4 protein-coding genes are annotated in these 17,798 nt (G+C 50.1%); all 4 read left to right on the forward strand.

The window, feature by feature from the left end:
• Positions 1-14 precede the first annotated feature (14 nt).
• Genes NQS30_RS08160 through NQS30_RS08175 form a run of 4 tightly spaced genes read left to right on the forward strand, consistent with a single transcriptional unit; the run spans position 15 to position 17,797 of the window.
• Entirely contained in the window at positions 15-1,277 is a 1,263-nt protein-coding gene (locus NQS30_RS08160) for a hydroxymethylglutaryl-CoA synthase family protein (RefSeq protein WP_061581364.1), read from the forward strand.
• The gene (locus NQS30_RS08165) at positions 1,274-2,047 is read left to right on the forward strand and encodes an enoyl-CoA hydratase/isomerase (protein ID WP_124693034.1); all 774 of its coding nucleotides are present in this window, start codon (positions 1,274-1,276) and stop codon (positions 2,045-2,047) included. The genes NQS30_RS08160 and NQS30_RS08165 overlap by 4 nt, the downstream gene beginning before the upstream one ends.
• Before the next feature lie 9 nt (positions 2,048-2,056).
• Entirely contained in the window at positions 2,057-2,806 is a 750-nt protein-coding gene (locus NQS30_RS08170) for a polyketide synthase (protein WP_168984986.1), read from the forward strand.
• A 39-nt stretch (positions 2,807-2,845) separates the two neighbouring features.
• The gene (locus NQS30_RS08175; RefSeq protein ID WP_218791639.1) at positions 2,846-17,797 is read left to right on the forward strand and encodes a non-ribosomal peptide synthetase; all 14,952 of its coding nucleotides are present in this window, start codon (positions 2,846-2,848) and stop codon (positions 17,795-17,797) included.
• The last annotated feature ends 1 nt before the right edge of the window (position 17,798 follow it).

Raw genomic sequence — 17,798 nt, forward strand, 5'->3', positions numbered from 1 at the left:
TGGAGGCGAAGTTCATGGCGGCTGCCGGAATAGAAGCGATAAATGTGTTTGGCGGGACAGCATACCTTGATGTCATGCAGCTGGCGGAGTACAGAAACTTAGACCCTGCCAGATTTGAGAATTTACTGATGAAAGAAAAAGCGGTGGCGCTTCCGTACGAAGACCCTGTTACATTCGGCGTTAACGCGGCAAAGCCGATTATCGACCGATTGACAGAGGCTGAAAAAGACAGAATCGAGCTGCTGATTACCTGCTCGGAGTCCGGCATCGACTTCGGAAAATCACTCAGTACATATATTCATGATTACTTAGGCCTCAACCGGAACTGCCGTTTATTTGAACTGAAACAAGCCTGTTATTCAGGAACGGCGGGTTTGCAGATGGCGCTTAACTTTATTTTGTCGCAGACATCCCCCGGAGCGAAGGCGCTTGTTGTCGCGACGGATATTTCCCGGTTTTTAATTGCCGAAGGCGGTGATGCGTTAAGTGAGGATTGGTCTTACGCAGAACCGAGCGCCGGAGCGGGTGCCGTCGCCTTATTGATCGGTGAAAATCCAATCGTATTTCAGGCGGATGCGGGAGCTAACGGCTATTACGGCTATGAGGTGATGGATACATGCCGTCCGATCCCGGACAGTGAAGCCGGTGACGCCGATTTGTCATTGATGTCTTACCTCGATTGCTGTGAACAGACATTTCGCGAGTACAAAAACCGTGTGCCGGGCGCTGACTACAAAGAGACGTTTCACTATCTTGCCTTCCATACACCGTTTGGCGGCATGGTCAAAGGGGCCCACCGGACGATGATGCGCAAGCTTGCAAAAGCGAAAAACGCTGAAATCGAACAGGATTTTCAAACCAGAGTAGAGCCGGGGCTCCGCTATTGCCAAAGAGTCGGAAATATTATGGGAGCAGCCTCTTTACTGGCTCTTGCAAGCACGATTGACCAAGGGGGATTCGACACTTCTAAGCGGATCGGCTGTTTCTCCTACGGCTCCGGATGCTGTTCAGAATTTTACAGCGGCGTTGTGACGCCTGAAGGGCAAGCGCGGCAGCATTCTTTCAAAATAGAAGAGCATCTGAACAACAGATACAGGCTGTCCATGGAAGAGTATGAAGAACTGTTTAAAGGCAGCGGTCTGGTGAAGTTCGGAACCCGGAATGTCAAATTGGATATGAATATGATTCCGAACATTTTAGACCATCATGCCGGGAGCCCTCGTTTATATTTGGAAGAAATCACGGAATTTCATCGGAAATACAGGTGGATATCGTGACCTATGAAACGATAAACGTCCGTTTTCAGCAAAATGTCTGCTTCATCACCTTTGATCGGCCTGAAGCCAACAATACGATTAATGAGCGTTTAGTGGAGGAATGCCTGCATATTCTTTCTGAATGTGAAGACTCCGTGACCTCCGTAGTGCTTGAAGGGCACCCGGAGGTATTTTGTTTCGGGGCGGATTTTGATGAGATGTACCGGAAAATGAGGCAGGGAATGCAACATGCGGAATCGCAGGAGCCGCTTTACCGTTTGTGGCTGGCATTAAAATCCGGGCCGTACATCACAATCGCCCGCGTCCGCGGACAAGTAAATGCGGGAGGTGTCGGTTTTGCCGCCGCGTGCGATATCGTCATTGCAGAGGAGAATGCTTCGTTCAGTTTATCTGAACTGTTATTCGGACTTTATCCGGCCTGCGTTCTGCCGTTTTTAATTCAAAGAATCGGATTTCAAAAGGCGCATTATATGACGATTATGACAAAGCCCGTGCCGGCACGCCAGGCGCTTGAATGGGGACTTTGTGACGTATGCGTCCCGGACTCAGCAACAGAGCTGAGAAAGCATTTGCTGCGTCTTCGCCCTCTGTCGAAAAAAGCAGTCATCCGCTATAAACAATACATGGATTCCTTAAACGACCTTGTTCATCGTACGAAATCCATTGCTTTAGCCGAAAATCAAGCGATGTTTTCAGATCCGGATAACCAATCAGCCATCACCCGTTATGCAGAAACGGGACGGCTTCCTTGGGAAACGGAGAACAGTTAGGAGGATATCATGCCGAACGCCGCAGTTGAACTGCACGAAATTGAACCGGATATTATCCAAGTGACAATGCAGGATAAAGCCCATAAAAACGCCTTCTCCAAAGAACTGACGGATGGATTGATGGAAGCATTCACCCGTATAAAAAAATCGTCAGTCTATAAAGCTGTGATTTTAACAGGATACGGCCATTACTTTGCTTCCGGAGGCACACAGGAAGGCCTGCTCAGGATTCAGCAGGGCATCACGAAGTTTACGGAAGACAAATTGTACTCTTTGGCGCTGGAATGTGATATCCCCGTCATTTCCGCCATGCAGGGCCACGGAATCGGAGGCGGGTTTGTCATGGGGCTTTTCAGTGATTTTGTCATTTTAAGCAAAGAAAGCGTGTATACCGCAAACTTTATGAAATACGGTTTCACCCCCGGAATGGGCGCTACCTTTATCGTTCCGGAGAAGCTTGGGGCAAGCCTCGGCCATGAGATGCTGTTAAACGGCGGCCACTACCGCGGCGGTGACCTGGAGAAAAGAGGGGTGCCTTTTCCGGTGCTTCCTCGGCAGGAAGTATTAGACTATGCGCAGGAATTGGCCCGTGAGCTTGCGGAAAAACCGAGAAACTCTTTAATTACATTGAAAAGGCACTTGGTGACGCCGTTTCGCGAGCAGCTTCCGGCCGTCATTGAGAAGGAGTTAATCATGCACGATGAGACGTTTCATGATGATGAAGTGAAAAAACGAATCACGACGATGTACGGAGTATAAGACATACATCTTACATACAGATGAAATGGAGGCAGCTCTATGAAAAGTGATATGAAGGCAAGCGGGTTACTCAAGCCATCTGTCAGCTATGGAAAATCATTGCGGCTTTCAGCGGATCAGCCGATGACGATTCCTGAAGTCCTGCACAAAACCGCCGCGGCAGCGGGAGATCAAAAGGGCATCACATATATACAGCCTGACGGCACCAAAGTGTACCAGACTTACAGCGGCCTGAAAAAGATCGCTCTTTCGATTGTGAAAGGGCTCCGCCAATCAGGAGTGAAGGCTCAGGATGAAGTCATATTACAGCTCAGTGACAATTCCCAGCTGATTCCTGCTTTTTGGGGCTGTGTTTTTTTAGGAGCGATCCCGGTTCCGCTTGCGGCCGCTCCGGCTTATACAGAAATGAACAGCGGGACGCAAAAACTGAAAGACGCTTGGACGCTTTTGAATCAGCCGTATGTCATCACAAGCCGTGACGTGCTGCCGGAGATGACTGAATGGGCGGAGGAGCAGGAGCTTTCCGGGTTTTGCGCTTTGGCGGCAGAAGATCTCAGTGCGCACGAAATGGATACGGACTGTCATCATCCCCGTCCGGAAGATTTGGCGATGCTGCTTTTGACCTCGGGAAGCACGGGCACGCCGAAAGCCGTGATGCTCAGCCATGAAAATATCGTCTGCATGGTCAAAGGAAATATTCAGATGCAGGGCTATACAAGTGAGGATGTCACGTTTAACTGGATGCCTTTTGACCATGTCGGCGGCATCGGAATGCTTCATCTGCGTGATGTTTATCTCGGATGTGAGGAAATCAACATACCGAGCGAATCCATTTTGATGGACCCTTTAAAATGGCTCGACCTGATTGATCATTACCGCGCTTCGGTCACGTGGGCCCCAAATTTTGCCTTTGGGCTGCTTGCTGATTTTGCAGAAGAGATTCAAACGCGGAAATGGGACTTATCTTCCATGCGTTACATGCTGAACGGCGGGGAGGCCGCGGTTGCGAAAGTCGGACGCAGAATTATGGAGCTTTTAGAGCCGCACGGTCTGCCGGCTAATGCCATCCGTCCCGCATGGGGAATGTCCGAAACGTCTTCGGGCGTTATTTTCTCAGATGAGTTTACACTGGAAAACACGAGTGACGACGATCGTTTCGTCGAGATCGGTCTGCCGATCCCGGGATTTAATATGAGAATTACGGATGACCGCAATCAAGTGGTGGAAGAAGGAGAAATCGGCCGCTTCCAAGTGTCGGGTCTGACTGTAACGAGCGGATATTATGAGCGCCCGGACTTAAATGAGAGTGTCTTTACAGAAGACGGCTGGTTTGAAACGGGAGATCTCGGATTTCTGCGTGAAGGCCGCCTGACGATAACGGGGCGCACGAAAGATGCCATCATTATCAACGGTGTGAATTATTACAGCCATGCCATTGAATCAGCCGTTGAGGAATTGCCGGAAATTGAAACGTCATATACAGCGGCATGCGCCGTCCGGCCGAATCAAAGCACGACAGATGAGCTGGCGATTTTCTTTGTGACATCTGTTCCGTTGGATGAGAACCGCATGACGAAGCTTCTTCACCACATTCACCAGCACGTGACACAGAGAATCGGCGTTACCCCTGATTATCTGCTTCCGGTCGCAAAAGAAGACATTCCTAAGACGGCGATCGGGAAAATCCAGCGCACTCAGCTGAAACATTCATTTGAACAAGGGCAATTTGATTCATTACATAATAACAGACAAGAAGGCGGCAATTCAGACACGGCTTCTGCAGAGAAAGAAATTGAACGGGATTTTATCCGTTTTCTGAAAGAGGAACTTTCCATCGCGGATGAGCTCGTTGATCCAAATACACCGTTTCAAAGTCTTGGCGTCAATTCCATCAAGATGATGAAACTCGCCAGATCAATTGAAAAAACGTATCACATCCGGCTGACAGCAAGAGAGCTGCACAAAAACCCGACGATTGGCGCTTTAGCGGCTTATACTGCTGAAAAAGCGGCAAACATGTCAGCGGACCATCATCCCCAAAAAGCCGAACCGCCGGCAGAACGGGAGAGACGGCAAACGGCGCCAGCGCTTTCAGAAGTCCAAAAAGGGCTGTGGACATTGCAGAAAATGTCGCCTGAAACGACTGCATACCATGTCCCGCTCTGTTTCCGATTCACATCCGGAATCGACAAAGAGAAACTGAAACAGGCGTTTCAGCTCGTATTAAAGCAGCATCCGATGCTCAAAAGCGCCGTGAATGAAACAGACGGCGGGTTTTATTTCATAGAAGCGGCAGATCCTTTTGTATTCTCGGAAGAAGATATTTCTGACGTCAATGAATCACAAATATCCGCTCTGATACGGAAAAAAGTGAAAGAGCCGTTTGTCAAAGAAAGCGGACCTTTACTGCGCGTGCAGCTGCTTTCAAAATCCGCCGAGGAACATTATCTTTTGACGGTCATTCACCACATCGTGTTTGACGGCATTTCATCCATTACATTTATTCACAGTCTGCTGGATCATTATCAGGCGCTGCTGGAGGGAAAAGAAGAGTTTACGGCTGCCGCTCCCGGCATTCATCCCGATTTCGCGGCTTGGGAAAAGCGGTATTTAGCGGGTGAAGAAAGCAAAGCTGCCCGCGCTTACTGGATGAAACAGCTCGGGGGCGATCTGCCTGACCTTCAGCTTCCGCCGATGCGCACGGACAGCAGTGTTCCGGAGTTTACAGAAGATACGCTGACACGCCGTCTTCCCGAACGGCTGCTGAATAATATAACGGCGTTTGCCGCATCTCGTTCGATTCATTTGTCTACCGTCATGCTGAGCTGTTACATGGTGCTTTTAAGCAAATATACGGATAAGGAAGATATTGTGACAGGCATGCCTGCAATGGTCAGACCCGAAGAACGCTTTGACGGAGTGGTCGGCCATTTCCTCAACATGCTTCCCATACGGAGCAGAGCCGGACGAAAAGAAACATTTGCTGACTTTGTTCAAAAGGTGCAGGATGCCGTTCTGGACGGACTGGATCACTCCTTTTATCCGTTTCCGAAAATGGTACGTGATGTGCATGCGAAACCCCTGCAGAACGGTTCGCCTGTTTTCAGCAATGCCTTTTTCTATCAGAACTTTCTGCAGCATTCCAGCTATCAATCGATGCTTGATGAATACAAGGAATTCTCCTGTGAGTTTGTAAAAGACATTCATCAGGAGGGGGAATATGATCTTGTATTTGAAATGTGGGAAGAAGCATCAGGTATGGATCTTACGATTAAATACAGCACCGAATTATTCGACGAAGCAGGGGCGGCCAGACTTTTCAGCCAATTTGTACAGGCTGCTGAAGCTTTGACGGCGAATCCGGATACGCCGCTTGAGAATGTTTCTCTCATGACAAAAAGAGAGGAGCACATGATTCTTAAGTCTTGGAATGAGACAAGCCGTGAATATCCGGATGCCTGCTTCCATGAATTATTCGAACGTCAGGCGGCAGAAACGCCGGACGCTTGTGCGGTCGTGTATGAACAGCAAAAGCTGACGTACCATGAGCTTAATGAAAAAAGCACGAAGCTGGCGCTCTATTTGCAGGCGCACGGTGCAGGCCCTGATGATCTCATCGGCATTTATACAGACCGTTCATTGCATATGGCTGTCGGACTTCTCGGCATTTTAAAAGCCGGGGGAGCGTATGTGCCGCTTGATCCTTCTTATCCCGCTGACAGATTGGAATATATGATCGCCGACAGCAGGATTTCAATGTGCCTGACGACAGCTGATTTAGAGCACTCTTTGAACTGGGGAGGCGTGCAGACAACTGCCATTGACCGCGATTGGTCTCATATTGAAAGTACAGCCGCTGAAAGAACGTCGCTGAAGCGGTTAGTGACACCTGACGATCTGGCGTATGTCATTTACACGTCGGGCAGCACGGGCAAACCGAAAGGCGTCATGATTCCGCACCGGGCGCTGACCAATTTCTTACTCTCGATGGCGAATGAACCGGGGCTTTCGTCCGAAGACAAACTGCTTGCCGTCACGACATATTGCTTTGACATCGCGGCACTGGAGCTTTACCTTCCTTTAATCAAAGGAGCGGAGTGCAACATCTGTAAGACAGAAGTCACAAAAGACGCACGGAAGCTGAAAGAGGTGATTCAAGAGTACAAACCGACGATCATGCAGGCGACGCCGTTTACATGGAAAATGCTCTTTCATTCCGGATGGTCAAATGAAGAAAATGTGAAAATCCTTTGCGGCGGGGAGGCGCTTAGCGAACAATTGAAGCAGCAGTTTCTCGATACGAAAAGCGAGGCTTGGAATATGTTCGGGCCGACAGAGACGACAATCTGGTCCGCGGTGCAGCGTATAACGGAAAATGAGAGCGCGCTTACGATCGGGCGCCCGATCGCCAATACCCGCGTGTATATTATGGATTCCGGTCTCAACCCTGTTTTAGAAGGGGTGCCGGGAGAACTTTGTATTGCGGGAGACGGATTGGCAAGAGGGTATTTCAACAAGCCTGAGCTGACAGATAAAGCTTTCGTCAGCCACCGGCTCGAACTGGGATCAAAGCTTTATAAAACAGGCGATATGGCGCGTTTTCTCCCCGGCGGCCGCATTGAATACATGGGACGGATGGATACCCAAGTTAAAATCCGCGGCTACCGGATTGAACCCGGAGATATTGAGAGCAGGCTGAATGCCCATCCGGCCGTACAGGAAAGTGTAGTGGTTGTGAACAATCACTCCGGAAATGAGAAGCTTTGCGCGTTTTATATCCGGAAAAACGGAGAGCCGCTTCCGTCTGCAAAGGAATTGCGCAATCATTTGAAACAAGCGCTGCCGGCCTATATGACGCCAGCTTCGTTTATCCGTCTTGAAGAGCTGCCGCTTACGCCGAACGGAAAAGTGGACCGCAAGCTTCTTGCTGCCCGCGATCTGACGGAAAAGCAGCCGGACACACAAACATTTTCATCATCTCATATCCAGCAGGCGGTGCTGGCGATTTGGCAGGATGTATTGAAAAGCAAAGATATAGAGCTTGATGACCGCTTTTTTGATGCGGGGGGAGATTCGCTTCTTGCCGTGACTGTCACTGACCGGATGACGCAGGAACTGGATTGTGAATTCAGTGTAACGGAGCTGTTTGAATACGCGACGGTAAAAGACATCAGCCGGTATATCGCTGAACAAAAACCGAAAGAAGCCGTTTTGGCTCCTGTACCGCAAAAGAAAGTGAATGCAGAAGACCGGGAACATCCGGCGGGAGAATTTCCCGATTATTACGAGGACAGCCTTGCGGTTATCGGTATATCCTGTGAGTTTCCGGGAGCGAAAGATCATTATGAATTTTGGAATAACATCAAAGAAGGCAAAGAAAGCATCACCTTCTTTTCAAAAGAGGAGCTCCGCCGATTCGGTATTTCTGAAGAACTGGCTGATCATCCCGGCTTCGTTCCGGCTAAATCAGTTTTAGAGGGGAAAGAAATGTTTGATCCCGGTTTCTTCGGCTTTTCACCGAAAGATGCGGAATATATGGATCCTCAGCTGAGAATGCTTTTGCTCCATTCATGGAAGGCAATCGAGGATGCGGGATATATCTCCAAAGAAATTCCGGAAACAAGCGTGTATATGTCTGCCAGCACGAACTCTTACCGCAGCCTGCTGCCGGAGGAGACGACAGCACAGCTGGAAACGCCGGATGGCTACGTGTCATGGGTGCTTGCCCAAAGCGGTACGATTCCGACGATGATTTCTCATAAACTCGGGTTGAAAGGGCCGAGCTATTTTGTCCATGCCAACTGTTCATCTTCGTTAATCGGCCTGCATTCGGCTTTTCAAAGCCTGCAGTCCGGCGAAGCCAAGTACGCCCTTGTCGGCGGTGCGACCCTTCATACGGAATCAAGCGCCGGATATGTTCATCAGCCGGGGCTGAATTTTTCGAGCGACGGGCATATTAAAGCGTTTGACGCGGATGCTGACGGAATGATCGGCGGTGAAGGAGCCGGCGCCGTGCTCTTGAAAAAAGCGTCTGATGCCGTTAAGGACGGCGACCATATTTATGCGCTGCTGCGCGGAATCGGCGTCAATAACGACGGAGCGGATAAGGTCGGATTTTATGCGCCGAGCGTCAAAGGACAGGCTGAGGTCATTCAGAAGGTCATTGATCAGACGGGCATACATCCCGAAACGATCGCGTACGTCGAAGCTCACGGCACAGGAACAAAACTCGGCGATCCGATCGAACTGTCCGCACTTCAATCGGTGTACGGCCGATATACAGATAAAAAACAATACTGCGGCATCGGTTCAGTCAAAACAAATCTTGGGCATTTGGATACAGCGGCCGGAATGGCGGGCTGCATCAAGGTTGTCATGAGCTTATATCATCAGGAAATCGCGCCGAGCATCAATTACAAAGAGCCGAACCCGAATCTTCATTTAGAAGACTCTCCGTTTTACGTAGCGGAAGAAAAGAAAGAGTTAACTCGTGAGAACAGAGCGCACCGCATGGCTTTAAGCTCTTTCGGTCTTGGCGGAACAAACACACACGCGATTTTTGAACAATATCCGGATGCATCTGAAGCAGCAGACGCTGCGGGTCCGTTCATCATTCCGTTGTCTGCCAGAAAAAAAGATCGTCTGAAGGAGTACGCAAAACAGCTGCTGGCTTTTCTGGAAAGAAAAACGGACACAGACCTCGCTGATCTTGCCTACACGTTCCAAGTCGGAAGGGAAGCGATGGAAGAGCGCGCGGCCTTTATCACAAGCGGCACTGCGGAGCTGAAGCGGCAGCTTGCCGATTTTATCAATGATAAGCCGGCTGTAACAGGCTGCTTCAGAGGAGAAAAACAGCAGGCGAAAGATATTGCCTGGCTTTCTGATGATGATGACAGCGCTGAACTCATTGAGAAATGGCTTGCGAAAGGAAAAGGACCGAAGCTCTGTGAAATGTGGAGTAAAGGCGTCGCCATCAATTGGCACAAGCTTTACAAAGACAAGCATCCGAAACGAATCAGCTTGCCGGTCTACCCGTTTGCAAAGGAGCCGTACTGGCCGAAAAAAGCAGAAAAGAACACATCTGCCGCACACACCGGAGTCTCAGTTTTACACCCGCTCGTGCAGCAAAATACGTCAGATTTGGCCGTTCAGCGGTTCAGCTCACGGTTTACAGGCTCAGAATTTTTCCTGAAGGATCATGTGGTCAGGGAAAAAGCGGTGCTGCCGGGAGCGGCATATTTGGAAATGTCTTATGAAGCGGTAAAACGGGCGCTTGGCAGCTTATTAAAAGACCAAGACAGAATAACGCTCCATCATACCATCTGGATGAAACCGATCGTCGTTCACGAACAAGAGCGCCAGGTCCATATTGCGCTGTTCCCTGAAGAGGACGGCATCATCTCATATGACATTTACAGCGTAAACGCTGACGGCGAAGAAGTGCTGCACAGCCAAGGACGGGCCGAGATCATAAAGGCTGAACGAGAGCCTGAGGCCGACCTTTCTGCCATACAAAACAGGTGCACAGCGGACATTCTTGATCCGGCGGCCTTTTATCGGGAGGGCCGGAGCAGGGGGATGTTCCACGGAAAAGCCTTCCAAGGCATTAAGTCCGCCTTTATCGGCGAGAAAGAAGTGCTCTCGGACATACAGCTTCCGGATTCTGTTTCTCACACGAACGGACAATTTACGCTTCATCCGAGCATCATTGATTCAGCTATTCAGACGGCGACGATCTGCATTATGCAGGAGTTTTCCGGACAAAAGCTGATTCTGCCGTTTGCACTGGAATATCTTGAAGTCGTCAAAGCATGCACGCCGGCTATGCGGGCGCATGCACGCTTCAGTGAAGGATATCAAACCGGTGATTCCGTGCAGAAAGCCGACATTGACCTGTTCGACGAAACAGGAGCGCTTTGCGTGAAGGTGAGAGGATTCTCTACGAGAGTGCTTGAAGGCGATGCAGAATCGGCTCAGCCGCCATCAGGATCGGAAAAGGTCTTGTTTGCACCGGTCTGGAAAGAAGCAACCGCATCCGAGAAAGCTTCTGTCCATGCTGATGAGCATTTGATCATACTTTGTGAAGATGCCTGCCGTATAAAAGATGAAGCGGCATCAAGCCTGAAAGACGCCGAACTGCTGATTGCAGAAGGTGAGGGTGAAACAGCCGCTGAACGCTTCCAAAGCTTTGCGCAGACAATCGCTGAACACATCCGGCGGATCATCAGCGAAAAAAGGCAGGGCCGCATTCTGATTCAGACTGTTATTTCAGCAGACGGCAGCCAGCAATTGTTTGCGGGGTTAACAGGTTTGTTAAAAACAGCCGAGCTGGAATACGGAAAACTTGACTGTCAGCTCATCGAAATGGAATCAATCGGCGAAATGCCGGCTGTCGCTCAAAAACTGAAAAACGACAGTCATCGGCCGCATGATAAACATATCCGTTATAAAGGAGAAAAACGGTATGTGAAGGCTTGGGAAGAAATGCATCCTGCAGGAGGGGGCGCCGTCTGGAAGGACGAAGGCGTATATCTGATTACCGGAGGCGCAGGAAGCCTGGGGTTGATGTTCACAAAAGAAATCGCAGGTCGCGTAAAACACCCGAAAATCATCCTGACCGGCCGCTCAAATCTGGCAGAAGCCAAACAGCGTGAGCTTGCTATGCTTCAGCACTCAGGCGCAAATGTCGTCTACAAAAAGCTGAATGCGGCAGATCGGCGGGAAAATGAAGCGCTGATCAAAGAGATTACGGAGAAATTCGGAAAGCTTAACGGAATTATTCACGCTGCGGGAGTGATACAAGACCGCTTTCTGCTGCAAAAAACGAAGGAAGAGTTCAGGGAAGTGCTTGATCCGAAAGTGATCGGAACCGCTTATTTAGATGAAGCCAGCAAAGACTGCAATCTTGACTTTTTCGTATTGTTCTCCAGTGTTTCCGGCGTTCTCGGCAATGTCGGGCAGGCTGATTATGCCGCCGGCAACGCGTTTATGGATGCATACGCCGCTTACAGGCAATCCCTTACGGAGAATGGCCTGCGGCACGGAAAAACGGTCGCCTTTAACTGGACGCTGTGGAAAGATGGCGGTATGCAGGCGGGAGACGAGACGGAGAGAATGATGAAAAAAGCTTTCGGCATGGTTCCGCTTCAAAAGGTGTCAGGCCTGGCTGCATTTTATGAAGGAATGGCTCAGGAAAAGCCGCAGCTTTTAGCAGCCGAAGGACAAGCTGCAAAATTAAAACAGTCGTTCCTGTCCGTTTCTGAAACTGAAAAGCCGCAGGTGGAGAAAATAGAGCCTGTATCCGCCGTTTCGGGAGACAAATGGTACGGTGCGCTTATCAGATTGGTCAGTTCAATTTTAAAAGTCGGCCAAGACGAGATTGATATTGATACGGAACTGAGTGAATACGGTTTTGATTCTGTATCGTTTACCGTCTTTACGAATCAATTAAATGAAGCGTATCAGCTGGAACTGGCGCCGACGATCTTCTTCGAACACGGGACGATCCGCAGTTTAGCGGAGTATTTGACGGATGAGGCAGAAGCCGGCCTTCCTTCTCAGCCGGAAGAAAAACACGATGCAGAAGAATCTCTTCAAACGCTTCACACCGCTTTGACAGCCATGGTAAGCGGCATTTTAAAAGTTGACCGTGAAGACATAGATACAGATACGGAATTGAGTGAATACGGTTTTGATTCCGTATCGTTTACCGTCTTTACGAATCAATTAAATGAAGCGTATCAGCTGGAGCTGGCGCCGACGATTTTCTTTGAGCACGGAACGATCAGCGGTCTCGCCGGATATTTGGCAAAAGAGCATCCGGGCCGTTTCGGCGAAAAGAAGAAAGAGTCTCCGAAAAAAGAGCAGCCAAAAGCCCAAAAACCGAAAATGCAGCGGAAAAAGCGCTTCGCAACGGTAATGAACGCTGCGGCAGCGACACAAGAGCCGCGCCGCTTTGACCCGGTTGCCATTGTCGGAATCAGCGGCCGATTCCCGGGCGCGAAGGATATAGAGGAATTTTGGCGCAATTTGAAAGAAGGAAAGGATTCGATCACAACCATTCCGAAAGAACGCTGGGATTGGCAAGCGTTTGATGGCGACCCGAATCTTGAAGGGAACAAAACGAATATCAAGTGGGGCGGCTTTATCGACGGAATAGCTGAATTTGATCCGCTGTTCTTTGGGATTTCACCGCGGGAAGCCCAATATTTAGATCCGCAGCAGCGGCTGTTATTGACTTATGCATGGCGGGCGATAGAAGATGCGGGCTGTAAGCCGGAAAGCCTTTCCGGTACAAATACGGGCGTCTTTATCGGCACCGGAAATACCGGTTATAAAGATTTGTTCACAAGGGCAGGTCGTGCGCCGGAAGGACATGCGGCGACAGGCAGCATGATTCCTTCCATAGGTCCGAACCGTTTGAGCTATTTGTTAAATCTTCACGGGCCGAGCGAGCCGATTGAAACGGCATGCTCAAGCTCGCTTGTGGCGATTCACCGGGCGGTATCCGCGATAGAAAACGGAGAATGCGACATGGCGATCGCCGGGGGAATCAACACGATTCTGACGGAAGAAGCGCATATCAGCTACAGCAAAGCAGGCATGCTCAGCAAAGACGGAAAATGCAAAACCTTCTCCAAAGATGCCAACGGGTATGTCAGAGGAGAAGGCGCGGGAATTCTGATGCTGAAGAAACTGACAGATGCAGAACGTGACGGCAATCCGATTTACGGCGTGATCCGCGGTACGGCTGAAAACCACGGCGGCCGGGCGAATACGTTAACCTCGCCGAATCCGAAACTGCAGGCTGATTTATTGGTGAAAGCATACCGGAAAGCGGGAGTGGACCCGAGCACCGTCACGTATATTGAAGCGCACGGTACAGGAACCGAATTGGGCGACCCGATTGAAATAAACGGTTTGAAAGCGGCGTTTCACGAGCTGGCGAAAACACATCAAGAGCCTGAAGTCTCCGGTCACCGCTGCGGCATCGGTTCGGTCAAAAGCAATATCGGCCATTTAGAGCTTGCCGCGGGAGTATCAGGCGTCATGAAAGTGCTTTTGCAAATGAAGCACAAAACGCTGGTGAAAAGCCTGCATTGCGAAACGATCAATCCGTACATTCAGCTCGATGACAGTCCTTTCTACATCGTGCGGGAAAATCAGGAATGGACGGCAGCAAAAGATAGAAACGGAAATGCTGTTCCGCGCCGGGCCGGGGTCAGCTCATTTGGCATCGGCGGGGTCAACGCCCATATCGTTATTGAAGAGTATGTCCCGAAAGCAGCCGCTCAGCCTGAGCACAGCCCGGAAAATCCGGCAATCATCCTTTTGTCCGCCAAATCAAAAGAAAAACTGTTTGAACAGGCGCAGCAGCTGCAAAAAGCGATCCGTCAAACGCCGTATACAGATCAAGACTTGGCGGGCGTCGCTTATACGCTGCAAACCGGAAGGGACGAAATGGAAGAGCGCTTGGCCATTCTTGCAGCGACGATGGCGGAATTGGAAACAAAGCTGGAAGCATTTACGAAAAATGAGAAAAACATCGCCGGGCTGTATACCGGCCAGTCTCACCGCAATAAAGATACGTTTGCCTTGTTCACGGCAGATGAAGATATGGACATCGTCATTGACGCCTGGATCAGAAAAGGCAAATTCGCCAAGCTGGCAGAGGTATGGGTGAAAGGCGGTGTGTTGAATTGGAACCGGCTGTATGAAAAGGGTACGCCGCGTTTACTCAGTCTTCCGTCTTATCCGTTCGCAAAAGACACGTATTGGGTACCGGAGAATCCTGACAAAAAGAAGGTCCATGCAGAGGAACGGATGAAACGTATTCTGACGAAACAATGGGAACTGAGCCCGATCGAACTGGGTGAACCGTGCGCACGTTCCGTTGCGATTTTGACAGGCGGGGACACGATCAATCTCGCGGAAGAGATCGCAGCGCACATGCCGAATCACCGTATCATCACCGCATCAGACCTTACCGGTGAATATGACTGGCAGGCGTTTGACGGAGTCATCGACCTCCTCGGCGCAGCGAAAGAAGATTCTCAAGACATGGCCGGAATCAAATGGCTTCAGCAATTGATTGAGCATGGGCATAAAGAAGGGATGACACTGCTTTGTGTCACGAAAGACCTTGAGTCATTAAATAAAGAGACCAATCAAACAACAGGAGCAAAACGGGCTGGTCTGTACAGAATGCTGGCATACGAGTACGGTCACCTGTCTTCAAGGCATCTCGACCTTGAAGGAGCGCTTTCGGATGACAAACTGGCGAAGCAGATTGCCGATGAGTTTCATGCCCGCACTGATGACGCGGAAGTTTGCCGGAGGGATGGCTTGCGCTACCGCGCCGTATTGAGCGGATCAGAAAATATGAATATGCAAGGCGAGAGAATTGATTTTCCGGACAACCATGTGCTTCTGATCACCGGAGGGACGAGGGGGATCGGTCTTTTATGCGCACGCCATTTTGCCGAACATTACGGAGTGAAAAAACTGGTGCTTACAGGCCGCGAGACCCTTCCGCCGCGAAGTGAGTGGACGGGCGGACTGAATGGGGTGACGGCTTCTGTAAAAGCGAAAATTGAAGCTGTTCTCGACTTGGAATCCAAAGGTGTACAAGTGAAGGTTTTGTCAGTCCCGTTAGCTGATGAAGCCGGGCTGAGACAGGAACTGAGTCAGATAAAACAGACGCTCGGACCTATCGGCGGCGTGATTCACTGCGCGGGTGTGACCGATAAAGAGACGCTCGCATTCATCAGAAAAACCGATGAAGACATACAGCGCGTGCTCGAGCCGAAAGTAGACGGGCTTCAGGCGTTATATAGTGTGCTCAGCGAAGAGCCGCTGAAGTTTTTCGTCTTGTTCTCTTCCGTGTCAGCTGCGATACCGGCGCTTTCGGCAGGTCAGGCCGACTATGCCATGGCCAATGCGTATATGGACTATTTTGCAAACTCATACAAAGAGCAGCTGCCGATCGTAAGCATTCAGTGGCCGAACTGGAAAGAAACCGGAATGGGCGAGGTAACGAACAAAGCTTATAAAGAGAGCGGGCTATACAGCATCACGAATGCAGAAGGACTACAGCTCCTTGACGGCATACTTCTTGAATCAGCAAGGGGCCCGGTGCTGCCGGCCGTTCTGAATCCTAAACTGTGGAAGCCGGAGCGACTCCTGCGGCGGAGCAGGCAGGATCAGCCAATGAGTCCGGCTATGGTAAAACCGGCGGAAAAAACCGCTTATACTGCCGCAGACAACGATCAATTAATAAGGAAAACAGAAGAATGGCTGAAAGAATTATTTTCTGAAGAGCTGCGGATTGACCAGGATCAGCTTGAGACAGACGTATTATTCCAAGATTACGGAGTGGATTCCATTATTCTTGCTCAGCTTCTGCAGCGGATCAATCGGAATCTCTCGGCATCGCTTGACCCGTCCATTCTGTATGAATATCCGACGATTCAATCTTTCGCAAATTGGCTTCTCGAAGGATATACAGAAGTTTTGTCAGAACGATTTGATTTGGCGGCGGCGAAGCCTGTTCTGAAGAAGCCGGCTGAGCCGGTAATTGAAACACAAGCCGTTAAGGTGCAAGAAGAGCCGGCCGGAAATCAGATTCACCGGGAAGATATCGCGGTCATCGGCATGTCCTGCCGGTTTCCGGGAGCGGCTTCTTTAGAGGCGTATTGGTCGCTTTTGGCTGAAGGCCGTTCGGCTATCCGTCCTGTTCCGGCTGAACGATGGGGGTTGAAGACGCCTTATTACGCGGGAATGCTTGATGGAATTCATCAATTTGATCCGGACTTCTTTTTACTGGCAGAAGAAGATGTAAAGGCAATGGACCCTCAAGCTTTGGCCGCTCTGGAAGAATGCCTTAACCTGTGGTATCACGCTGGCTATACGCCGGATGAGATAAAGGGAGAAGCAATAGGTGTGTATCTCGGCGGACGCAGCCGTCACAGACCGGGTGAAGAGAAACTGCTGGACGCGAAAAACCCGATCGTCGCGCTTGGCCAGAATTATTTGGCCGCCAATCTCTCTCAATACTTTGATATGCGCGGCCCGAGCGTTGTCCTCGATACGGCTTGTTCTTCTGCTTTAGTCGGAATGAATATGGCCGTGCAGGCTCTTGTAACAGGAGAAATAAAAGCGGCTGTCGTCGGCGGGGTGAGCCTGTTTGAATCAGAAGAAACCCATAAATTATTTGAACAGCGCGGCATATTAAGTAAAGCGCAGTCGTTCCATGTATTTGACGAACGCGCCGATGGAGTCGTGCTGGGCGAGGGTGTCGGAATGGTTCTATTAAAAACCGTGTCTCAGGCGATTGAAGACGGAGATTCTATTTATGCCGTAGTGAAGGCGGCATCCGTCAATAATGACGGAAGAACGGCAGGCCCGGCTACGCCGAGTCTGGAAGCGCAAAAATCCGTCATGAAGACGGCTCTTGAAAAAAGCGGAAAACAGCCGGAAGACATTACTCATATTGAAGCGAACGGTTCAGGCACGGTCGTGACGGATCTGTTAGAACTGAAGGCCATTCAATCCGTCTACCGTTCAAAAGACGCCGGCCCGCTCGGAATCGGATCTGTGAAACCGAACATCGGGCACCCGCTTTGCGCGGAAGGAATTGCAAGTTTCATAAAAGTTGTTCTCATGCTGAAAGAAAAGAGCTTTATCCCGTTTTTATCAGGCGAGCATGAAAACACACATTTTGATAGAGAAAAGGCCAATATTCAGTTCAGCCGCACTCTGGCAGACTGGCCGTCACCAATACCGGCGGCAGGAATTAACTGCTTTGCCGACGGCGGAACAAACGCCCACGTCATTGTGGAAGCGTGGCAGGAAGACGAAGGGCGCCGAATCAAGCGCCATCCTTTAACACCGCCTGCATTAAATAAGCGGCTGATTTCGCCGGACAGCAAAGAAGAAACGAACGAAAAAGCTGCGGCAAACATCTGGGATACCTATGAAGTGGAGGTTTAAC

Source organism: Bacillus sp. B1(2022), from assembly GCF_040259625.1.
Taxonomy (GTDB): Bacteria; Bacillota; Bacilli; order Bacillales; family Bacillaceae; genus Bacillus; species Bacillus velezensis.